Source organism: Bartonella sp. Raccoon60 (genome assembly GCF_002022585.1).
In the GTDB taxonomy this organism is placed as follows: domain Bacteria; phylum Pseudomonadota; class Alphaproteobacteria; order Rhizobiales; family Rhizobiaceae; genus Bartonella; species Bartonella rochalimae.
Genome location: NZ_CP019786.1, coordinates 1,007,801 through 1,030,851 on the forward strand (window position 1 = coordinate 1,007,801; position 23,051 = coordinate 1,030,851).

The 23,051-nt window shown below is 36.0% G+C and carries 20 protein-coding genes, 1 tRNA gene and 2 pseudogenes; 16 read left to right on the top strand and 7 right to left on the bottom strand.

Going from position 1 to position 23,051, the window contains the following annotated elements; genetic code table 11:
• Positions 1-41: 41 nt before the first annotated feature.
• Positions 42-1,316 (top strand): phosphoribosylamine--glycine ligase, encoded by a 1,275-nt coding sequence (gene purD, locus Bra60_RS04445; RefSeq protein WP_078688738.1) that lies wholly within the window; start codon positions 42-44, stop codon positions 1,314-1,316.
• Between the two features lie 75 nt (positions 1,317-1,391).
• On the opposite strand, the gene Bra60_RS04450 is transcribed toward purD, so the two are convergent.
• The 6 genes from Bra60_RS04450 to Bra60_RS04475 form a co-directional block, all read right to left on the bottom strand.
• The gene (locus Bra60_RS04450) at positions 1,392-1,733 is read right to left on the bottom strand and encodes a YcxB family protein (RefSeq protein ID WP_078698103.1); all 342 of its coding nucleotides are present in this window, start codon (positions 1,731-1,733) and stop codon (positions 1,392-1,394) included.
• 295 nt (positions 1,734-2,028) lie between these two features.
• A complete protein-coding gene (locus tag Bra60_RS04455) occupies positions 2,029-2,556 on the bottom strand; it encodes a DUF6101 family protein (RefSeq protein WP_078688740.1) in 528 nt (175 codons plus the stop codon).
• Positions 2,557-2,704: 148 nt separating this feature from the next.
• Entirely contained in the window at positions 2,705-4,114 is a 1,410-nt protein-coding gene (locus tag Bra60_RS04460) for an FAD-binding oxidoreductase (protein ID WP_078688741.1), read from the bottom strand.
• A 2-nt stretch (positions 4,115-4,116) separates the two neighbouring features.
• The gene (locus Bra60_RS04465; protein ID WP_078688742.1) at positions 4,117-5,079 is read right to left on the bottom strand and encodes an L-threonylcarbamoyladenylate synthase; all 963 of its coding nucleotides are present in this window, start codon (positions 5,077-5,079) and stop codon (positions 4,117-4,119) included.
• Positions 5,079-5,717 (bottom strand): ribonuclease HII, encoded by a 639-nt coding sequence (locus tag Bra60_RS04470; RefSeq protein WP_078688743.1) that lies wholly within the window; start codon positions 5,715-5,717, stop codon positions 5,079-5,081. The genes Bra60_RS04465 and Bra60_RS04470 overlap by 1 nt, the downstream gene beginning before the upstream one ends.
• A gap of 632 nt (positions 5,718-6,349) precedes the next feature.
• On the bottom strand, positions 6,350-7,126 hold the full coding sequence (locus Bra60_RS04475; RefSeq protein ID WP_236823908.1) for an energy transducer TonB family protein: 777 nt from the start codon (positions 7,124-7,126) through the stop codon (positions 6,350-6,352).
• 244 nt (positions 7,127-7,370) lie between these two features.
• Between Bra60_RS04475 and Bra60_RS04480 the strand changes: the two genes are divergently transcribed.
• The 8 genes and pseudogenes from Bra60_RS04480 to Bra60_RS04520 all read left to right on the top strand — a co-directional run bounded on the left by Bra60_RS04480 (position 7,371) and on the right by Bra60_RS04520 (position 15,591).
• Positions 7,371-9,572 carry a TonB-dependent hemoglobin/transferrin/lactoferrin family receptor gene (locus tag Bra60_RS04480; protein WP_078688744.1) on the top strand — a complete coding sequence of 734 codons (2,202 nt, stop codon included), beginning with the start codon at positions 7,371-7,373 and terminating at the stop codon, positions 9,570-9,572.
• 249 nt (positions 9,573-9,821) lie between these two features.
• Complete coding sequence (locus Bra60_RS04485; RefSeq protein ID WP_078688745.1) at positions 9,822-10,865, top strand: hemin-degrading factor; 1,044 nt, start codon at positions 9,822-9,824, stop codon at positions 10,863-10,865.
• 16 nt (positions 10,866-10,881) lie between these two features.
• Complete coding sequence (locus tag Bra60_RS04490) at positions 10,882-11,784, top strand: heme/hemin ABC transporter substrate-binding protein (RefSeq protein WP_078688746.1); 903 nt, start codon at positions 10,882-10,884, stop codon at positions 11,782-11,784.
• Positions 11,785-11,789: 5 nt separating this feature from the next.
• On the top strand, positions 11,790-12,887 hold the full coding sequence (locus tag Bra60_RS04495; protein ID WP_078698104.1) for a FecCD family ABC transporter permease: 1,098 nt from the start codon (positions 11,790-11,792) through the stop codon (positions 12,885-12,887).
• On the top strand, positions 12,884-13,678 hold the full coding sequence (locus tag Bra60_RS04500; protein WP_078688748.1) for a heme ABC transporter ATP-binding protein: 795 nt from the start codon (positions 12,884-12,886) through the stop codon (positions 13,676-13,678). Before Bra60_RS04495 ends, Bra60_RS04500 begins: the two co-directional genes overlap by 4 nt.
• Before the next feature lie 67 nt (positions 13,679-13,745).
• Positions 13,746-14,174 (top strand): annotated as a pseudogene (locus Bra60_RS04505) (lambda exonuclease family protein); the annotation flags it as partial.
• Positions 14,175-14,290: 116 nt separating this feature from the next.
• On the top strand, positions 14,291-14,539 hold the full coding sequence (locus Bra60_RS04510; RefSeq protein WP_078688749.1) for a hypothetical protein: 249 nt from the start codon (positions 14,291-14,293) through the stop codon (positions 14,537-14,539).
• Positions 14,540-14,541: 2 nt separating this feature from the next.
• Positions 14,542-15,591: pseudogene (locus tag Bra60_RS04520) on the top strand (tyrosine-type recombinase/integrase).
• Positions 15,592-15,667: 76 nt separating this feature from the next.
• Here the strand turns inward: Bra60_RS04520 and Bra60_RS04525 are convergent.
• Positions 15,668-15,758: transfer RNA gene (locus tag Bra60_RS04525), tRNA-Ser, on the bottom strand.
• Between the two features lie 338 nt (positions 15,759-16,096).
• Between Bra60_RS04525 and Bra60_RS04530 the strand changes: the two genes are divergently transcribed.
• The 7 genes from Bra60_RS04530 (at position 16,097) to Bra60_RS04560 (ending at position 23,022) form a co-directional block, all read left to right on the top strand.
• Complete coding sequence (locus Bra60_RS04530) at positions 16,097-17,332, top strand: porin (RefSeq protein ID WP_078688750.1); 1,236 nt, start codon at positions 16,097-16,099, stop codon at positions 17,330-17,332.
• A 586-nt stretch (positions 17,333-17,918) separates the two neighbouring features.
• Entirely contained in the window at positions 17,919-19,745 is a 1,827-nt protein-coding gene (gene thiC / locus Bra60_RS04535) for a phosphomethylpyrimidine synthase ThiC (RefSeq protein WP_078698105.1), read from the top strand.
• A complete protein-coding gene (locus tag Bra60_RS04540; protein ID WP_078688752.1) occupies positions 19,742-20,692 on the top strand; it encodes an FAD-dependent oxidoreductase in 951 nt (316 codons plus the stop codon). The genes thiC and Bra60_RS04540 overlap by 4 nt, the downstream gene beginning before the upstream one ends.
• A 3-nt stretch (positions 20,693-20,695) precedes the next feature.
• On the top strand, positions 20,696-20,893 hold the full coding sequence (gene thiS / locus Bra60_RS04545) for a sulfur carrier protein ThiS (RefSeq protein WP_035007049.1): 198 nt from the start codon (positions 20,696-20,698) through the stop codon (positions 20,891-20,893).
• Positions 20,894-20,897: 4 nt separating this feature from the next.
• Positions 20,898-21,671, top strand: a complete 774-nt coding sequence (locus Bra60_RS04550) for a thiazole synthase (protein WP_078688753.1) — start codon at positions 20,898-20,900, stop codon at positions 21,669-21,671.
• Positions 21,668-22,273, top strand: coding sequence for a thiamine phosphate synthase (locus Bra60_RS04555; RefSeq protein ID WP_035007045.1), 606 nt, complete (start codon positions 21,668-21,670; stop codon positions 22,271-22,273). The genes Bra60_RS04550 and Bra60_RS04555 overlap by 4 nt, the downstream gene beginning before the upstream one ends.
• Positions 22,264-23,022 (top strand): hydroxymethylpyrimidine/phosphomethylpyrimidine kinase, encoded by a 759-nt coding sequence (locus Bra60_RS04560; RefSeq protein ID WP_035007044.1) that lies wholly within the window; start codon positions 22,264-22,266, stop codon positions 23,020-23,022. The genes Bra60_RS04555 and Bra60_RS04560 overlap by 10 nt, the downstream gene beginning before the upstream one ends.
• Positions 23,023-23,051 lie beyond the last annotated feature (29 nt).

Consider the following 23,051-nt stretch of genomic DNA (forward strand, 5'->3'; position numbering starts at 1 on the left):
CAAATAATCAGTTTAACCATCTTCTATGATAGGAGCAAGCAATGAACGTTCTTCTTATAGGTTCAGGCGGACGAGAACATGCTTTAGCATGGAAAATAGCAGCATCTCCACTGCTAACGAAATTATATTGTACTCCTGGAAATCCTGCAACAATGGAATTTGGTACAAATATTAACTTAGACATTAATGATCATTGTAGTATCATTAATTTTTGTAAAAAAAATACTATTGGTCTCGTAGTTGTCGGTCCAGAAGCCCCATTAGTAGGGGGTATAACAGATGCCCTTAATGCAGCTCATATCTGTGTATTCGGACCGAATCAAAAAGCTGCTCAGCTAGAAGGCTCAAAAGGTTTTACAAAAGACCTGTGTTACAAAAATAATATTCCTACAGCTCCTTATCAACGCTTTGATAATGCTTTGAAAGCTAAATCTTATATTCATCAACAAGGTATTCCTATCGTTATTAAAGCTGATGGTTTAGCTGCCGGTAAAGGCGTTGTAGTTGCTATGACAATGGAAGAAGCATTTGATGCAATTGATTCTTGTTTTGAAGGGACATTCGGCGATGCAGGAAAAGAAGTAGTTGTTGAAGCTTTCCTCGAAGGAGAAGAAACAAGTTTTTTCTGCCTTTGTGATGGCAAAATAGCTATCCCCTTTGGATCTGCACAAGATCATAAACGTATTGGTGATGGTGATACAGGTGTCAATACAGGTGGCATGGGAGCCTATTCACCAGCTCCTATCATGACGGAAGAAATGGTTAACCGTACTCTTCAAGAAATTGTTACACCAGCTCTACGCGGTCTAGCTGAAATGGATATATCTTTTAAGGGAATTCTCTTCGTTGGGTTGATGATAACACAAAAAGGTCCCCAATTAATTGAGTTTAATGTGCGATTTGGTGATCCTGAGTGCCAAGTTTTAATGATGCGTCTAAAAGATGATATTCTTCCACTTTTTCTTGCAGCGGCCCAAGGAAACCTTGAAAAGAAAAATCTTCAATGGTCTGAAGAAACTGCTTTAACAGTTGTTATGGCCGCTAATGGCTACCCTGTTTCTCCTCAAAAAGGGAGTGTAATTCGCAATATTGATAAAGTAAATTCTCTCCCTAATGTAAAAGTTTTTCAAGCTGGTACAGCCTTATGCAATGGAGAATTAATTGCGAATAGCGGACGTGTTTTAAATATAACAGCAACAGGAAAAACCATAAAAATCGCTCAAAAGCGCGCTTACGAAGCGGTAGATTGTATTGATTGGCCAGAAGGTTTTGTACGCCGTGATATTGGATGGCAAGCTATCATGCGAGAAGATTAGATTTTTAAAGTCTTTTTTTAGGACTCGTAATTTCACGTGATAGAATAGTGTGTAAATCAGCTAACTGCTCTTTAGTCATGATAGCTTTTTAGTCATGATAGCTTTAGGAAGAATGTTGAATTTTTCCTCTGAAATATAGAGTGCTAAAAAATTTGGATACTCATGCCAATCATAAAACAGACGAAAAGGATAAGTGCCCTGTATATAAGAGTTTCGAATCGCAAGCGCATGATCATCCCATTGCCATACTTGTTTAAGACCTATTTGCTGATTATTTTTTACTAAACGATACGCTTTATGCGTTACTAAAACATAATAATTCAGTGCCCAAATAACACAAATAATTGCAGCATAAATGCAAGCCGTTTTGATAAGAGACTTTCCCCAATAATGCGTCCAATTTTGTCCCTCAATCATGATGAGAAAACCACAATAAACAGAAACATAAATCAGCTACAATATTAATAAATGTAAAAATGTCTTCAATCTTCTGGTATAACGACGACAATGCGCCTTTTGCGCTTCTATTGCCTTCTTTTGATCAAGTTCGAAGACAAGCATACGCCTTTTAATTTTTTCTGAATGTTTCAAATACTTACAATTCTTTTCTATTTTTATTAGATAGGAATTCAATTATCATGAATAAAAGGTCAAAACGCAAATGAAATAAATATACATGACTGCACAACATATAAAAATGAGCGTATATTTTCTACAATGCAGTCTGATTGTTAATCATCAAACGTAAACCTAATGAATTATGCCCACGAAGTAAAAAACGTTTCTGTGCAGAATTAGGTGATACCATATGAAAAAATTGATGCATAATAGAACGACCTTGAACCTTGACAATATTGCTATACTCATCAATCATAAGCATAGGAAGATTGTAAATCTGCGTCCACAATCGCCAATCCAAAAAAACATTATTTAATTTTCTAGAAACTAACAGTGGAATACAAATCTCCTCGTCTACATGAAATAGCTCTAATGTTATGGCTTTCTCACCTGAGAGAGTATCAACTATACGGGCTACAACCCCTCTAAAATCGTGAGCTGGGATCAAACGTGACAGTCTTGAAGAAGCCCCCAATTTAAAAAAAACACCACATTTATTTAACGAACAAACTATTTGATTACCCGTTTTTGATACAAAATATGTCGTTATTTGTGGCAAATGACACGGATCTAGTCGAAACTCAAGCACCGCCTTTGCCTGATTAAAGCATTGATTAGCCATACATAATATTCCCAATTTTTTCAATAAGCCACACAATCTAGCAGATTTTCTTCATTAGATTATTAACAAAGTTATATAAAAACACTTAGTTTCTTTTTGGTTATTAAATTCTAAATAAAAATACAAAAAAATATTTATTCTTCTGAAATTATAATATTTTTCCAGGATTCATAATTCCTAAAGGATCAAATATCTTCTTAATCTCTTGCATAATTTCTAATGAAACAGATGACTTAAAAGTACGTAGTTCTTCTCGTTTAAGCTGACCAATTCCATGTTCAGCAGAAAATGTGCCATGATATTGTATTGCTAAACAATGAATACGATGGTTTATTTTCGGCCATAATTTTAAAAATGCTGCAATATCCGCTCCAACTGGTTGTGTAATATTATAATGAAGATTCCCATCACCCACATGTCCGAAACAAACTACTTGTGCACCTGGAATTATTTCTTCAACAATAAGAGCAGCCTCAGTAATAAAATCAGGAATGGAAGCAATAGGTACAGCAATATCATGTTTTATAGATCCTCCTGCTAATTTCTGTGCAGGTGATATACTTTCACGCAATTGCCAAAAAAAATCTTGCTGTTTTAATGATTGAGCAACAACTGCATCGTCAATAATAGAATTCTTTAAAGCCATTTCTAAAACAATATGCAATGCTGATAATGCATCGTTGTCACTTCGTGATGATGACATATTAATCAAAACATACCATTCATGCTCACGATCAAAAGGAGATCGGGAACACATCTTATAATTTAAAGCCATTTGAAAACTAAGTTTTCCCATGAGCTCAAAACCAGTCAATAATGTCCCCCCGTGGCATTGAGCAAGAGATAAAAGCTCTACAACTTTCGCTGGACTATCTAAACCTACAAGAGCAACTTCTTTCCCCTTTGGTTTTGGAAAAAGCTTTAAAACTGCTGCGGTAATAACTCCTAAGGTCCCTTCCGCACCAATAAAAAGATCTTTCAAATTGTAGCCGCTATTATCTTTCTTCACAAATCGCAAATCATCCAAAATACGTCCATCAGGTAAAACGACTTCTAAACCAAGACACAAATCACGCATATTACCATAAGCTAATCCCCCCGTTCCTCCAGCATTAGAAGATAGGTTACCTCCTATCTGACACGATTCTTCAGAAGCCAAAGAAAGAGGAAAAAAACGATTCATTTTATCAGCTTTTTTTTGTAACGTTTTTAGAATAACTCCAGCCTCCACTATAGCGAAATTATCCTTAAGATCCAATGATCGAATCTTATTCAAACGTTCCATAGATAAAATAACACTGTGCCCACTATCATCTGGCAACTGAGCACCTACAAGACCAGTATTTCCTCCTTGAGGAACAATCGGCGTACACGTTTGACTAGCCAAATGCATAATCAATGATACTTCTTTTGTAGAAGATGGCCGTAAAAGTAATGGCGATTTACCATGAAAAAGTCGACGATTTTCAAATAAATAAGGTGCAATCAGTGCCTGATCTGTTATAGCATATTCAGAACCGACAATGCTTTTAAAAGACTCAATTAAACCTTGCTCCATTTTTATTTCCCTTTTGGAGCCGCAGCGCGTATTAAACGATCATTAATAGCTTCCCCTAATCCGTAGAATGGAATAGGCTCCACTGCAATGCACTTCACTTTAAGTGAATCCAATTGCTGCATATATTGAAATAAATGGAATGCAGCTTCTTCTAATCGACCACTTGTACTCAGGTTCAGAACAGCAACGGCATTTTCAACACCTTCAATACGTTTAGGTCCAAATGCTAAAAGTGCTTCACCGCTTTTCACCCTTTTTACATTTAAACGCATAGAAGTATTAGGTGCATAATGTGATTTTAACATCCCTGGAGCTTCAATTGCAGTTTGCTGCTCCAAACGTTTTACAGACTTCTTTGCCACTTTTTCAATTTCTTCAATAGCTAATCCTCCTGGACGCAATAAATAAATATTTTCATCACAAATTTTAATAATCGTTGATTCAATCCCTATTTTTGAAGCTCCACCATCAATAATTAAAGGCACTGATGTTCCTAAAGATGTAAACACAGATAAAGCTGAAGTAGGACTCAATTTTCCTGATTGATTAGCACTAGGCGCTGCTAAAGGACGTCCAAAATGACGAATAACTTCTGCAAAGCCTCCCTTTGGAGAGCGAATAGCCAATGTATTAAGGCCAGCAGTTGTTAAAGGGTGAATATTATGATGAGCCTTTAATGGCAAAACTACAGTTAAAGGACCTGGCCAAAATGCTTCCATTAATCGACGTGAAAGCAAATCAATTTTCACATAACATTCTGCCATAACTATGTCACTTACATGAACGATAAGAGGGTTAAAGAGTGGTCGTGCCTTTGTAGAAAAAATAGACGCCACAGCCTTTCCATTTGTCGCGTCTCCAGCTAATCCATAAACAGTTTCTGTCGGCAAAGCCACTAATTGTCCTTGTTGAAAAATCGCAACTGCTTGGTTTATTGCAGCATTATTAAATGGTAAGATCGTCATTAAATACTATCCTTATAGCGTTCTTTAAGAGGAGAAAAACTATAACGATGTAATCTTACAATAGGCCCATACTTATCGATAGCTGCTCGATGTGCTACTGTTCCATAACCTACGTGCTTCTCTAAACCATAATTTTGATAAATCCGCCCAGCATATTGCATCATCCTATCACGAATTACTTTAGCAATAATAGACGCTGCCGCAATTGAAACTGAAGACTGATCACCTTTAATCAAAGCAACTGCAGGACAGGGCAGATCAGAAGGAATATCACGCCCATCAATCAACGCATAATGCGCTGAAATAGCAAGCCCTGTAATACAATGCCGCATTGCCTCTAAAGTCGCTTTTCTAATATTAAACTTATCAATTGTCCGAGCACAAAGACTAGCAACCGAAATCGCTAATGCATTTCGCAAAATTTCATAATAAAGTCTATTACGCTGTTGGCTAGAGAGTTTTTTTGAGTCATTCAAGCCTTCAGGAATACGGTCTTTATCTAAAATAACTGCTGCCGTCACTACAGGCCCAGCTAAAGGTCCACGACCAACTTCATCAACGCCTGCTATATAAAAGAAACCTTTTTTTTGCAAATCAAGTTCATATGAAAAATTTGGCTGAAATGGTACATCAAACATATCTAACAATCGCGAATATAAAAAAACATGCACCCATTTTTACATCACTACCTATTTTCTGCAAGTGCTATAGTAAGTAGTGTAAACTATTACCACATAGCGTAACAGTTAAATAATTTACCTTAGTTATATAAATGCATTGCTCATTTTCTATGTACAATAAAATAGTTTTACTTTTAAAAGGAATGATTTTCTTCTTTGCTCACCTTTTCTATTTCTTTCAATTGAGTATCTAAAAGGAATATCCACATAAATTTCAGTTTCTCCTTTTAGGGTTTACTGAATAACATACATTCTTTTCAAAGACATAATTCAAAGTAATCTCAATTTCGTAAATCTCGCAAAGTTCGTTTTGTCATAAGGTTAAGCGTTTTTAATAATCCTCTCTTCCCTACCCCCTACATAATTACAACTGTATCTTTGTCATAAGCGTAAACATTTTTAGTCCCGTAGCCCATAGATAGGTAGTTAGACATACTAATAATGCTATAAACTTTTCTATCTCTATAAATCTAACAGAAACCATCTCAGTTATTCCCTCCCGATAACCAAGAATATCATAAGTTTCAATATATTACCCTTCTGAAAAATCTAAATACGATATATGATTTTATATAGTCATTTTACTTTCTTTACTCGAACACCAAAGATACTCTAATGGTTTTATTCACCATTTCACGTGGTGGTGGAGGAAACATGTCAATACGTTTAAGTGCTGTCATAGCCAACCAATCAAGTTCCCGATTACCAGAAGAAAGCATAATACGGCTGGCAAAAATACCTCCTTGTTCATGCACTTTAAATTCTAACTGCACGACTCCTTGTGCACTACTAATACGCTGTCCTATAATGTAACTTTTTTGTTTTTCTAACTGTATTTGTACCTTTGCTAACCAACGTTCTGATAATGCACTGTCAAATGCCATTATATGATTATCCCTACTTTCAGAAAATGAATGTGCTTTTTTTTCATTACTTTTCTTCGCTGTAACATTCAGTGTTGATGATCGCTTTTTTATAAAAACTTTACGATTTATTTCTGATGGAGAAGATTTTTCCAAAGGTTTCAATACTTTCAAATCATTTTTTTCTGCGATAGACTGCAATTCTTCCGTAATCTGCCCCTCTTTTGATAGAGAATTTTCTGATTGAACTTTACTGAATTCTGATTTTGATATTTCTTCTTGTTTTAAAATATCAAACTCTACTATTTCTGTATCTAAATTAACATCGGAGTGCATAATCTCTGGTACAACAATTAACATAGCCATCGGTGTGAACATAAAACCATTCATATAAATACTTTTAAAATAAAATCGTGCTCCTATTCCAATATGTAAAGCAAAAGAACACAAAAAAGCACCTATCCAAAGAGCTAATACTCTCCCAATACTTACACTCTTCATCATCTCATCTACCACCATTCTAAGCTAAATAATCGAAGCTCAGTTCTATTAAAACATGTCATCTTTAAAGCACAACTTTTTTCTTGACGATTTTTATCATGTTTAATATGATTGTACTAGTGATTAAGTGTTTAGCTTACCAATTATGTGATTACAGTGTGTAATTAGTAAGATGAGTATTTTTTGTGTGTGTTTTATATACGAAAGCTTAGGTAGGGGGTGTTTTTAAGAAAAATGATGGTGAACTATGCGAATAAAGCGAAATATCTATAAAAAGTATATGATTTCAGGTATGCTCTCAGCTTGTATACCTTCATTTGTTTTTGCACAAAATGGCAATAATAAGGATTCTGTAACTAAACTTAAACCAATCGTAATTGAAAAAAAAATAGAAAATTTTTTGAATAAAGCGACGGTTTTGACTGATCGTGAAACTACCCAAAATATTGATAAAAAACAAATAAATGATATTCACGATATTAGCCATCTTAATCCCTCTATAAACTATAATACAGATAATAACAGTTTCGTAATTCGTGGTTTAAATGCCAACCGTATTTTAACAACAATAGATGGTGTTCCTCTCCCATGGCTGAATGATGGAGTACGTGGTATTAAAGGTGGAAGTTCTGCATTTGCTTTTAATGCGCTTTCTACAATTGATATTATTCGTGGTTCAGATTCTAGTTTTTATGGTTCTGGTGCATTAGGTGGAATTATTGCCTTGCGTACTCTTAATCCTGAAGACCTCCTTACAAAAGAAAAGAATTGGGGAGCCCTTACAAAAGGCAGCTACAATTCTGCTGATAAAAGTTGGCATGTAAATCAAGCTTTTGCAGTGCGTGCTAACCAAACCTTGCTTCTTTTTCAGGGCTCTCGTGCAGAAGGTCATCAACGTAAGAATATGGGTACTGTAGAGGTTGATGGAGATAAACGCACACGCGAAAATCCTGCTGATTTTGACAAAAATAATCTGCTCTTTAAAGTCCATCAATATCTTAATGATAATCATCGATTTGGCTTTACAGCAGAACGTTTTTCTTACAACAAAGACACTCATTCATTGAATGCTTCAACTGAAATATTTTCTCCAAAATCTGTTTATAATGAGAGGAATACACGTCGTGAACGTTTTTCTGTTTCTTATGATTATAACGGCAATGGAGATGCTGTTTTTGATGCATTTCATGGGCAACTTTATTGGCAAAAGCAATCAAATAATCATATCTTAAATGGATATCGCATACAAATCCCCAAAGGAGATTATTTAAGAGATAACTTTATGCGCAATACGGATTATGGCTTTAACACTTATAGCTTTAAAAAAGTGGATATTGGTTCTATGAGTCATAAGTTAAAGTTTGCTGCAAATGTTTTTGCATCTAAATTTCATCAATATGCATCAGGTAAAGATAATTGTCATTTAAGAGGCAATGAGCGTGGGTGTATATTCCTAGGTACAAATAAATCAGATGCACCTGACACAAATAGCCAAGGTTTTGGTCTGACTCTCGAAAACGAAATAGGTTTTTCTAATAATAACCTTCGTTTTATCCCCGGAATACGTTATGATTGGTATAAACATACCCCTCAAAGAACACCTGCTTTTGAAAAAGCATTAGGTCCCGGGATAATGCCTGAAGAAAGTAGCGGCTCACATTTTTCCCCTAAAATGCGGATAGAATGGAATGCTAATAATCAAGTATTATTTTATACTCAGTGGGCGCAAGCTTTTCGCGCGCCGAGCGTTTCAGAGCTTTACTTAACCTTTGTCAAATCTCCTTTTTACTATATGATTGGAAATCCTGATCTTAAACCAGAAACCAGTAATGGATATGATATTGGTGTACAATACAATAATATGCATTTAAATGGTTCTTTCAGTGTTTTCACCAATGAATATAAAAACTTTATTGATGTTATAGATAAAGGACCTTCAAAAGAATTTATGTATGCGCGCAAACATTATGTAAACCGTGCGCATGTGCGTATTTCTGGTGTCGAAACGAAAGCACATTTCACCTTGATGAATGGCCTTTATAGTAATTTTGCCCTTGCTTATACACAAGGAAAAGATCTCGATAAAGATGAATATCTCAATTCAATTCCAGCTTTTAAAACAGTCTTTGGATTGGGATATGAAAAAGAACTTTGGGGAACAGATATTATACTGACTTTGGCTGCTAAGCGTGATAAAGTAGAAGGAAATTCTGATTACAACAAAGTTCCAGGCTATGGTGTCGTTGATATATTGGGTTGGTGGAAACCTTTCGGTGAGAAAGGCCCAATTATAAGAGCTGGTGTTTATAATCTTTTTGACCAAAAATACTGGAATGCAGCTGATCTACCTTCCCCTTCTCCTATTCCTAGACGCCAATCGTTACCACCAAAAGATTATTTTAGTCAGCCTGGTCGTAACTTTAAGATATCTTACGTACAAGAATTTTAATTATTGTTGTCAGTCTTTAAACTATTGAGGAAATTATAATTGATAAAAAGGTATGTTATTGCATTTTAATCCTTACTTTATTCTAACCCAAAATTTGGGAAAAGGATTGTAAATATTTTTAATTTATCAGATTCAATTTTTATTATTGATAGGGGCAATTGATTGACAAGCTGAGCCATTGTTTACAATGGCTCAGCATAATTTTTTAAAATGAAGTAAAATTGACTCTAAATAAAGTAAGGAAAGCCTATGTCTTATACAGCTGAAATGATTATAAAAATGCGTGAAGAAAAAAAAGATATGCGTAATCGTGATTTTGCTAATTCGATTGGTATATCTGAAGCGGAATTCATAGCAGCATATCGTACAATTGGAAAAGCAAAAAGATTAAAAGTTGATATTCCTACTCTCCTTGAAAATGCTCCTAAAATTGAAACCGTTATGGCATTAACACGCAATGAATATGCTGTTCATGAAAAAACAGGATGTTTTGAAAAAATTGTTCTGAATGAACATATCCCTATGACATTTGGAGAAATTGATTTGCGGATTTTTCCCCAAAAATGGGAATTTGGTTTTGAATATGAAATGATGGTTTTTGGAAAGCCGACAAAAAGTTTACAATTTTTTGATCAATATGGTACCGCTATTTTTAAAGTCTATTCTAAAGACATGACAAATATGGAACAATGGAATATACTTGTTGAAAAATTACTTCATGAAGATCAATCATCTGCTCTTCATATTCCTCCAACTCCTGCACCTATACAACACAATACAGAAAATTTAGACATTGAGAAATTTCGTGATCGTTGGAGAAACATGACTGATGTGCATCAGCTCCATGAAATTACTTCCGAATTTAAAATTGGTTGGCATGATGCTGTAAAACATGCTAGCAACGAGTTTACTAATGAATTAAGTGCAGAATCCATTGAAATGATGCTGAATAAAGCCGTTGAACAAGAAATACCAATTATGTGTTTTGTTGGTAATAAAGGCTGCATTCAAATTTTCAGCGGTCCAATTAAAAATATTAAACAAATGGGACCTTGGCTCAATATTCTTGATGACAACTTTCATTTACATATGCTTATTTCTGGTGTTAACAAAGTATGGCATGTTCGCAAACCTATAAGTGAGGGTTATGTTAGTTCTCTTGAAGTTTTTGATCAAAATGGTGAAATGATTGTCCAATTCTTTGGTCTAAGAAAAGAGGGTCAAAAAGAATGCGAAAAATGGCGCTCTTTACTAAATGATTTGCCTTTGTACCAAGAGACAAATATTACTTAAAGGATAAGACCTAGATATGTTGAGACCTTTTTTGCATAAACTATCAGGCCTTTCTCTTTTATATTTGTTGTTGTTCTTTACTTGTTTCTCTAAACAAGTAATGGCTGAACTGACAACAAGTTTTCCTGAAAATGCCCGAATTATTTCCATTGGTGGTGCTCTTACAGAAACTGTTTATGCATTAGGGGCTCAAGATCAACTTGTTGCTCGTGACAGCACAAGCATCTATCCACAAGCTGCACTCAAACTTCCTGAACTTGGGTACATGCGCCATCTTTCTCCTGAAGGTATTTTATCTCTTTCTCCAGAAGGTATATTACTTATTGAAGGAAGCGGTCCTCCTTCAACAATTGAGATTCTCAAAAAAACATCAATACCTCTCGTAATCATACCAGAAAACTTTTCACGTGAAAGTGTTATAGAAAAAATTCGCCTTGTTGGTAAAGCTCTACATCGAGAAGTTCAAGCAGCTGAACTGATTAAAAAATTGAACAATAACTTTATAAACAATGATATGCTTTTAACAAAAATAACTAAACCAAAACGCGTTCTTTTTATTTTTTCATTACAAAACGGAGGTGTTATGGTATCTGGAACAGATACTGCAGCTGATGGTATAATCAAACTTTCAGGAGGTATAAATGCCATTTCTGATTATAAAGGATATAAGCTTTTAAATAATGAAGCTTTATTAAATTCAAATCCTGATTTCATATTGTTTGTCAATCACAATGGAAATTCAACTAAAATTGATACAATTTTAGCTATACCAGCAATTCAAGCAACACCTGCAGCTAAAAATCATGCTATTAAACAAATAGATGCCATGTATTTTTTAGGTTTTGGTCCACGCACTGCAGAAGCATCAAAAGAGCTAATTAATATGCTTTATGGCACAGAACAAAATGGCAAGAGTTGATAGAAATGGTTAAGCATATTTCTACAACGCACATCTCTGAAATAATAGACAATACAAAAGTACCCCCCACAAATCGAGGAAAAATTGCGCTATTAATTTTAATAGTAATTCTTATCTTCAGTATTTTTAGTGGACTATTCAGTGGTGCATCAAATGCTTCTCTCATTAATCTCATTCATGTAATTCTTACGCAAAATTTTTCAGCAGCTAGCAAGACGTATGACTACCTTATCCTCATTGAGATCAGATTACCTCGTATTATCTTAAGCTCATTGGTCGGAGCCGCTCTCGCTGTTTCTGGTGTTCTTATGCAGGGACTCTTTCGTAATCCTCTCGCAGATCCTGGAATCGTAGGTGTATCAGCAGGTGCAAGTCTCGGCGCTGTATTAACCATTGTTATTGGTATTTCCTTCCCACCTTTCTTTATTCCTTTTCTAGAATCTTACAAAATTGTCATAGGTGCATTTCTTGGTGGGTTTTTATCAACAATGATTCTCTATGTAATAGCAACACGACACAGTTTTACCTCTATTGCAACGATGCTTCTTGCAGGCATTGCTCTTAGTGCTTTCAGCAGCGCTATTGTTGGAAGTTTAATTTTTACTGCTAATGATCAACAATTGCGTGACATTACTTTTTGGAATCTTGGTTCCCTTTCGGGTGCTACGTGGTTAAAAGTTTGTCTCATTTTACCTATTGTTTGGATTGGCTTGCTTTTTTCTCCCTTTTTATCACGTGCACTTAATGCACTCGCACTCGGAGAGGCTGTCGCTCAACATATTGGTTTTCATATTCAGCGGATTAAAAACATTGCTGTTTTACTTGTTGCTCTAATGTGCGGAGGAGCAGTTGCTGTCAGTGGTGGAATTGGTTTTATTGGTATTGTTGTTCCACATATTCTACGTCTGCTTATTGGTCCTGATCACCGCTATCTCATCCCTTGTTCAGCTCTCTTAGGAGCAGTATTACTGACTTTTTCTGATACCTTTGCACGTTGTATTATTGCTCCAGCAGAATTACCCATTGGAATTGTCACAGCACTTTTTGGTGCACCTTTTTTTCTTTGGATCCTTATATACCAACGAGGAATAAATTTTTCATGATTGAAGCGATCAATGTCTGTATTCAACGCAGAAAAACAAATATTCTGAAGCATATTCACTTTCAAGCTAAAAGTGGCACCCTCACCATCATTATTGGTCCAAATGGCTCTGGAAAAAGTACCTTTATACAAGCGCTTAGTGGAGAAATTCCTTATAATGGTAAAATGACCCTGAATGGCCATGATATTAAACAAACAAAAGCAAATAAAATGGCAATGATGCGTGCAGTTTTGCCTCAATCAACAACACTAGCATTTCCATTTTTCGTTCATGAAGTAGTAAGACTTGGTCTTTCTATCAACCAGATTAGCATCACAAAAGCTCAATTTAAAAACCTCCCTCAAAAAGCTTTAAAACGTGTTGGTCTGGCAGACTATGAAAACCGATATTATCACCAATTATCTGGTGGTGAACAAGCTAGAGTCCAGCTTGCCCGTGTTCTTTGCCAAGTATGGGAGCCTATTTATAATGGAGTTGCTCGTTGGCTGATATTAGATGAACCCATTGCCAACCTTGATATACAACATCAGCTTATTGTCATGAATATTATAAAAAATTTTGTTCGTTGTGGTGGTGGCGTTCTTGCTGTTCTACATGATCTCAATCTTGCCGCTCACTATGCCGATAAAATCATACTATTAAAACAAGGAGAAATTTGTTGTGAAGGAAATGCCTCCACTGTTTTAACAACAGAAAATCTGCGTAAAGCTTATAATTGCTCGCTCACAGTTTCCGAAATACCTAAAAAAAACATCCCTTTTATACTACCACAAACAGCATCTCATTTATAACATATATAATACAACGGCTTTTCCTGATGACTTTATTGTCTGAAAAGCGAAACTGCCTTTCAACAGGGGCATTGAACATGAAGAGGATGCCCTCAAAGAATATAGCTTTATCTATGATAGAGAAGTTACATGTGGTTTCATCCCATATCCTACAATCGAAATGGCCAGTGCAAGCCCTGATGGTCTCATAGGTGAGAATGGGCTCATAGAGATTAAATGTCCCCAATCTGTAAACCACCTTCGTTTCTGGATGACAGAAAAAATCAAACCAGAATATTTAGCATAAATGCAATTTCAAATGGCTTGTACAGGACGTCAGTGGTGTGATTTTGTGAGCTATGATCCCGGGTTTTCAGGACAATCTGCTCACTTACGTCTCAAGGTTCAGCGGATCCATCGCAATGATGAACAGATAGAATCCATCAATCAAGCAGTGGAAGCATTTTTAAAAGAAATCGAACAAGATATCAAAAAGATTACAGCTCAAGCGGCTTAAAGTTACGGGGACGCTCCAGCCATCCCCCTCCAGCGTCCCTGCCCTTTCCTAACAACTTTAAAAACATGCGTGCTTCACGCCACAGGCGAATTGCATCTCAATTGAAGGAGAAAAACATGGCACACCGCCTTCCCACCATAACTCAACCCACTATTGCTCGCGCCTTGCAAGAAGCAAAAAAACAAGGATGTGAACTCATAGAAATTAAACCATCTGGAGAGTTATTAATTCATATCAATAAAACTGTAGTATCACCAACAACAAATGATGTGTATAGCATCAATAATTTTCCTTCACTTGAAAACGAGCAAGAAGAATTTCGTACTAACCCATCTTGCCTTTCTGTTGATGGCATAAAATTCTAACCGTGCCAAAGCGTCGTCCACCACATCTTGTGCGTGAACGTACACGCCATGGTAAAATCATATGGTATGTCCGTATTGATCATGGACAACGTCGCAGAGTGCACGGAACCTGTGGAACATAAGAATTTGTTGACAATTATACGCTTGCTCTGAAAGACGCGCAAAATGGCTCCTTAAAAACAATAAGACGCACAAGACTTACGGAAGGGTCTTTTGATTGGTTGTTGCATCAATATTTACAAAGCATATATGGCACAACCAATCAGAATCCACTAAAAAAGTTAAGCACAGGATTCTGAACAATGTGTATAAACATATTGGTGATCGCACGTATACGCATATAAAAGTATAGAAAAACATCATATTCTTGATGCTGTAGAAAGAAGATGTGCAACACCTGCAGCAACAAAACATTTCTTAACGGCTTTGAATGGTCTTTTTAATTGGGCGGTTGAGAATGCTCTGTTAAACAGAAATCCTGCTCTGAATATTAAAGCACCAAAATCCTTGAACGCAGAAGGTTTCGCTCCACGGCTAGAAGAAGACATTGAAAAATACTACTATTGCTAGACAAGAGGAACACATGAAGGCGTCTGGATTGATGTTCTTTTATATACAGGCTTACGCCGTGGTGATGCCGTTCGGATTAGGTGGAAAGATGTAACAGATAATATTATTCATCTCAAAATAGAAAAGAGCCAATTTAAAACAGATGTTTTTCTTCTGATTTTACTAGAACTTGCAGAAACTCTTAAAATTGGTCCCGTAGGTGATGAAACATTCATTTGCGAAAAGGGTGGAAATAAACTTGTAAAAGAAAACTTTGGCAACTTATTTCATGAAGCGTGTAATCAAGCGGGAATCAAAAATCATCCTATGGATTAAGAAAACTAACAGCAACACGTGCTGCCAATGCTGGTGCTACAGCTTCACAACTCAAGGCAATTTTTGGCTAGACAGAAAATAGCATGGCATCCCTCTATACTAAAACAGCGGATAGGAAGCACCTCGCAATAGAAGCAATAAAAAAGCTTCAAAAAGGTTCAGGATAAAACAGAAAAAACATAATAAAATCAATGGAGTCAAAAACCCTTAGCTTTTAGATAACCCATTGATTTTATTGATACTTGGCGGAGAGGAAGAGATTCGAACTCTCGAGAGCCTTTTGAGCCCTACTCCCTTAGCAGGGGAGCGCCTTCGACCACTCGGCCACCTCTCCAACTAAGGTGCATAAACAGTATCAATAAAAAATTCAAGATATTTTCGATTTTTTTCAAAATATCTGAAATTTTAGTTCTAATTGATTGGATTAAATTAAAAAATAATGAATGTTTGTGTCTTTTTTATCACAAAAGAATAAATAGTACATAAATTACTTTTGACAAGGTTAATTTATATTTGTATCTCAAAATAAAGGTTCGTATAGTTAACATTATGTAATGTTTGGCTTAGTTCTCGCGTATTTTTTTAGCAAGCGGACATAATATATAACCTTTATACACTCTATAAATAAACCCAATACACACTCTTATAATTAAGACCGACTGGAGATCATTTATGAATATTAAAACCTTCCTTCTAAGTTCTACATTAGCTCTTTCTGCAGTTTCTGGATCTCAAGCGGCTTCAACTGTCCCAGCAAAACCTGAACCTATAGAATATGTACGTGCTTGTGATGCGTACGGTCCGGGATATTTCTATATTCCTGGAACAGAAACATGTATTCGCGTATCTGGTAATGTCCGCGCAGATTTTACAGGTGGTGACAATGTTAATGCAATAACCGATGCGGATTTAGCAAATGGTAAAAAAACTTATCGCACAAATTCACGTTTAACCCTTATTTTCCAAGCTGCTTCTGAAACAGAATTAGGAACGCTTCGTTCATATGCGGAAATTCGCTCACAATGGAGCAAAGGAAAAGATAGTTCTGGTGGTCAACTTCGTGCTGCTTATATAGAAATTGGTGGCTTTCGTGTAGGTCTTGATAGCACAATTTTCGACAGTTGGACCGGTGGTTATGGTAAAGTTATCAATAGCGATAGCATAGCACCAGCAGGTGATATACGCACGAATACTATTTCTTACACTTTTAATGCTGATTCTGGTTTTTCCGCTATTGTTGGAGTTGAATTGGGTAATGCGTCAGGTCCTGCTCTTAAAACAAACGCTGGTAACAGTATCGAATACTATTACATCGATAAAGATAGCAAAATTGTTCGTGTTGATGAAACAGATCTCCCAAGTAAACAAACAAAAGACTATAACCCTAATATCTTATTTGGTATGAAATTTATGCAAAAATGGGGTGGAGCCTCAACTGTTGTCGCTTATGATGCTTATTACAAAAAATGGGCTGCTAAAGCACGTGTAGATTTGAATATCAATGATAATTTAAATCTTTGGGCAATGGGAGGCTATAAAAATAACCTAGATTACTATAGAGTAGATACTGTAGAGGATTCTAATAATGTATTGTCTCGTCAGAATACCACCATTTATGCAAACTGGGGTGGTAAATGGGCAGCGTGGGCTGGTGCAACTTACAAAATCAATCCAAAAGCAAATTTGAATGCTCAAGTGTCTTATAGTGCTATAAAAACTTTCGCAACATCCGTTAATGTTGCATATAAACTGATTCCAGGATTTGTTATTACACCTGAACTAACCTACATTTCTTGGAACGATGACCGTACTTTCAAAGGTAAAGCGAATAATGATACAAACTATAGTAATGCTTTGAATGGAAAAAGTGCTTTGCAAAGTATGATTCGTTTCCAGCGTTCATTCTAATTTCTTAAAAAGAAAGCTTATAGACACTGGTAACCTAGGTTACCGGTGTCTTTTTTACTAATAATATTTGTAATAATCATAAATCTCTTGCGATCTTGCATTCATTGATAGTCCTCAACAAAAGAACAATTTTATTATATATATTAAAGGCGCTCTACTAATAATAGAGCTATACTTTTTGCATCAATAAATTATTTATGAAGTAAATCATAAGAATATACTTTCTACCTATACTATTTTGCTAATATTGTAGGTTAATGATTTATAATTTTTCTTGATTCTATTCAAAAAACATTTCAAAATTATTCAAAATACATCTTTGCAATTGACAATATAGGTATTTCAGCTGATCATAATTGCACAAATAAATGCTCTGACTAGGAGTGGAGTACATATATAGACACTACAAAAAATATTGTTCTTGATTTCCTCAAAATAAAATTTTATGAGCTTTGTCGGATGTGTATTGATACAAAAAATGATATTGTGCGTAATCTTATTAAAGAGATCTGATTTATTGAGCTGAACGCATCCCTAATAACCTTGCAAGGCATTTTTTCACTACGAATCTATAAGGAAAAAGTTTGTGCAAAAAAACACTCCATCAATTAGTTTTTCTCCTTTCCCTGCGTCACGCAAAATTTATCAACAGAGCCTTCTCTTTCCTAATGTACACGTACCATTCCGTGAAATTTCTCTGACAGATAATAGTCATGAAGAAACTTTGACGATTTATGATACTTCAGGTCCTTATACCGATGAAAATGCGACTATTGATATTACAAAAGGATTACCTGCCATTAGCACACCCTGGCTATCTGAGCGTTCTGACATTGAATCCTATCCGGCACGATTAATTCAACCTGCAGATAATGGTTTTACTCATGATAAAAATCTTGCACCAACTTTTGAACAAACTCGTCCCGTTTTTCGCGCAAAAAATAATAAAGCAGTCACACAAATGGCTTATGCACGTGCAGGTATTATTACTGCAGAAATGGAATATGTTGCTATACGTGAAAATGAAGGTTTGGTAGCAAAAGATCAAAAAAAAATATCGGGAGAAACATTCGGCGCATCAATACCAGAAACCTATACTGCAGAATTTGTTCGCAATGAAATTGCCTGCGGACGAGCTATTATTCCTCAAAATATCAATCATCCAGAATGCGAACCAATGATTATTGGTCGTAATTTTCGTGTTAAAATTAATGCTAATATTGGTAATTCAGCAGTTACTTCATCCATGGCAGAAGAAGTTGAAAAGATGGTTTGGGCCATTCGTTGGGGCGCAGATACAGTTATGGATCTTTCAACAGGTCGTAATATTCATAATATTCGTGAATGGATTATTCGCAATTCTCCTGTTCCTATTGGGACTGTCCCAATTTATCAAGCGCTTGAAAAAGTACATGGTATTGCTGAAAATTTAACATGGGATGTTTTTCGCGATACCTTAATTGAACAAGCAGAACAGGGTGTTGATTATTTTACTATTCACGCAGGATTAAGATTGCCCTTCATCCCCTTAACGATTAATCGCGTAACAGGTATTGTTTCACGAGGTGGTTCTATTATGGCTAAGTGGTGTCTGCATCACCATAAAGAAAATTTTTTATATGAACATTTCGATGAAATTTGTGACATTGCACGCATGTATGATGTCTCTCTTTCATTAGGAGATGGATTGCGTCCAGGCTCTCTTGCGGATGCAAACGATGAAGCCCAATTTGCTGAACTTGAAACTTTGGGAGAACTAACAAAAGTTGCATGGGAAAAAGATGTACAGGTTATGATTGAAGGACCTGGTCATATACCAATGCATAAAATTAAAGAAAATATGGAAAAACAACTAACCCTCTGCCACGAAGCACCCTTTTATACTTTAGGCCCTCTTACAACTGACATTGCTCCTGGATATGATCATATCACATCGGCTATTGGTGCCGCTATGATTGGTTGGTTTGGTACTGCCATGCTTTGCTATGTAACACCTAAAGAACATCTAGGACTACCAGATAAAAATGATGTAAAAACCGGGGTGATCACTTATAAAATCGCAGCTCATGCTGCTGATCTTGCTAAAGGCTTACCTGGAGTGCAATTACGCGATAATGCCCTCTCACGTGCACGATTTGATTTTCGGTGGCGTGATCAATTTAATCTTTCCCTTGACCCAGATACCGCATGCTCCTTTCACGATGAAACAATGCCTAAAGAGGCCCATAAATTAGTGCATTTTTGCTCTATGTGTGGACCTAAATTCTGTTCAATTCGTATTTCCCATGATATCCGTGATGCAGCAACAAAAAGAAAAGAAGAAGGTATGATTGCTATGGCTGAAAAATATAAAAAAAGCGGTGATCTCTACATAGAAAATGCTCACTCTAGAAAAGAGAAAGCAAACAATTGAAAAATATTCTTATCAAAGGCGCAGGTGTAGGGGGCTTAACAGTTGCTTTTATGCTACAACAAAAAGGTATCCCTATCACTGTATCTGCGCCTCCCCATTCTCCTATAGGAACTGCAAGCTGGTATGCAGGAGGTATGTTAGCACCTCACTGTGAAAAAGAAAGTTCTGAACAAATTATCGAAGATCTTGGTATACAAGCTATGCAATGGTGGAAAGAAATACTTCCTAATATTGTAGAACAAAAAGGTACTTTGGTCGTTGCTCCTACGCGAGATATAGCAGAGCTCGAACGATTTTCAATGCGTACAAATAATCATAAAATCATAGATAATACAGAAATAACACATATTGAACCCGATCTTGCTGGACGTTTTAACCGTGCACTTTTTTATGAAACTGAAGCACACATTGATCCACGCAAAGCACTGATCACTTTAAAAGAAATTCTTATAAAAAATGGAGCCTGTTTTGTTGATATAGGAATATCCGAAGAGAATTTTAATACTATCATTGATGCAACAGGAATAGCACGTTTAGGAAAAGATAAAAATATACGAGGAGTTCGCGGTGAGATGCTTCTAGTGCGCAGCACAGATATTAAAATTTCTCGTCCAATTCGTCTTCTCCACCCACGTATTCCACTCTATGTAGTCCCTAGACCAAATAATATCTTTATGATTGGAGCAACAATGATTGAAAGTGACTTTAGTGGTGCTATCTCGGCAAGATCAATGATGGAATTTCTTAACGCAGCTTATACTCTCCATCCTGCCTTTGCTGAAGCAGAAATTATTGAATCCGGCGTTGGCGTTCGTCCCTGCTATCCTAATAATTTACCTTATGTTCATAAACATGATAATCATATCTTTATTAATGGATTTTATAGACATGGTTTTCTTTTATCTCCAGAAATGGCAAAACAAGCGGTAAAATTAGCGTTGGAATAAAGCATGAAAATATCTGTTAACGGTGAAATAATTGAAACAAAAGCAACCTATCTTAATTTACTTCTTGATGAATTAGGTTATGAAGGTAATTGGCTAGCAACGGCTGTTAATTCTGAAGTTGTTTCTCTTGATGAACGAAGCCAATTTGTTTTGCATGAAGGAGATAGAATTGAAATTCTAAGCCCAATGCAAGGAGGCTAAAACGATGTTGAATTTTTATAGACGTGAATTTTCTTCCCGCCTTTTGTTAGGTACAGCTCAATATCCCTCACTAGAAGTTCTCCGTAAAGCTATTCATAAATCTGGTACAGAAATTGTAACAATTTCATTACGCCGAGAAACTGCAGGGGGAAAACAGAGTGGACAATTTTGGCAATTTCTTAAAGAACTTGACATAACTGTACTTCCCAATACTGCCGGCTGTTATACTGTTAAGGAAGCTGTCACAACAGCTCAATTAGCACGAGATCTCTTTAAAACACCTTGGATTAAACTGGAAGTTATTGGTAATTCAGATACATTACAGCCAAATGTTTTTTCTTTAGTTGAAGCAGCACAAATTTTAAATAATGAAGGCTTTCAAATTTTTGCCTATACAACAGATGATCTTATTGTTGCTGAAAAACTCTTTGAAGTTGGCTGCCGTGTCATTATGCCTTGGTGTGCGCCTATTGGATCTGCTAAAGGTCCTCGTGATACTGATGGATTACGTTCTATCCGTGCGTATCTTCCTGATCTTACTCTTGTTATCGATGCTGGTATTGGACGTCCATCGCATGCTGCCATTGCTATGGAACTTGGCTATGATGCAGTACTCCTCAATACAGCTGTTGCTAAAGCGGGTGATCCTGTATTAATGGCTGAAGCATTTTCTAAAGCTATTATAGCAGGACATATCGGTTACAAAGCAGGACTCCTTGAAGCACGCAATGTAGCAGTGCCTTCAACACCAGTTATCGGCAAAGCAATATTCTCATGAAACTTGACCCATTTTATCCCATTGTTGATAGTGCAGATTGGGTTGAACGTTTAGTTCCCTTTGGAATTAAGCTGATACAACTACGCATAAAAGATAAAGATACAGAAACAATCATTCAACATATAAAACGAGCAAAGAATATATGTGATAAATTTAAAGTCCAATTAGTCATTAACGATTATTGGAAAATAGCCATTGACGAAAAATGTGATTTTATTCACCTTGGACAAGAAGATTTAAAAAGTGCTGACATTTTAGCAATCCGTAAAAGTGGTATAAAATTTGGTCTTAGCACTCATGATGAACACGAACTAGATATCAGTTTATCTATCTCTCCCGAATATATTGCACTTGGTCCCATTTATCCAACAATTTTAAAAAAAATGAAATGGGCTCCACAAGGACTAGAAAAAATCAAGCAATGGAGAAAGAAAATTGGTTCTTTGCCTTTAATAGGTATTGGTGGTTTAACACCAGAACGCGCAATAAGTATTTTAAAAATTGGAGCAAATAGCGCTGCTGTTGTCACTGATATTATTTTAAATAAAAAGCCTGAAGAACGTGTCCAACAGTGGATAAAGGTGACTCAAGCATGGCGCTAATGCCTTCTATACTTATTGTTGCAGGTACCGATCCAACAGGAGGAGCCGGTATTGCTCGTGATATAGAAACAGCAACACATTTTCAAACAAAAGCAAGTTTAGCAATCACAGCTGTCAACGTACAAGATAACAACCATGTTGCTGAAATTGTACCCATGAGTAAAGAAACTATTTCTGCACAAATGCGTATTGCCCTTAAAAATAACTCAATACATGCAATCAAAATCGGTATGACAGGAACCCAAGCAATTATAGAAGGAATCTGTGATATCTTAAAAGATTATCATCATATTCCAACCATTCTTGATCCTGTACTCATCGCCTCATCAGGGGGGCAGCTTACCACAGAAACAATCACAGATATTATGCTCAATAAACTGCTTCCTCATATTGATCTTTTAACACCCAATATGGCAGAGCTTTCTCTTCTCAGTAAAAGCCCTTTGGCTTCTAATCATGAAGAAGCAATCCACCAAGCACAAAGACTTCTTTCATTTGGTCCACGCCATATATTAATAAAAGGCGGACATACCGAAGGTAATTTTGCAACAGACAGCTTAATTAATAAAACTGAAATTATAAATATTTCCTCTCCGCGTTTAAAAGGAACGATGCGTGGAACAGGTTGCATCCTTTCAAGTGCTATTGCTGCAAATCTGGCATTAAAACAATCGATGATTGAAGCCATAAAAAATGCTAAAGCGTACACTTACACATTGCTTCTAAAGCATTGCAAAAAGGATCATTAAAAATCTAATACCATTCCATTTTCTGAGAG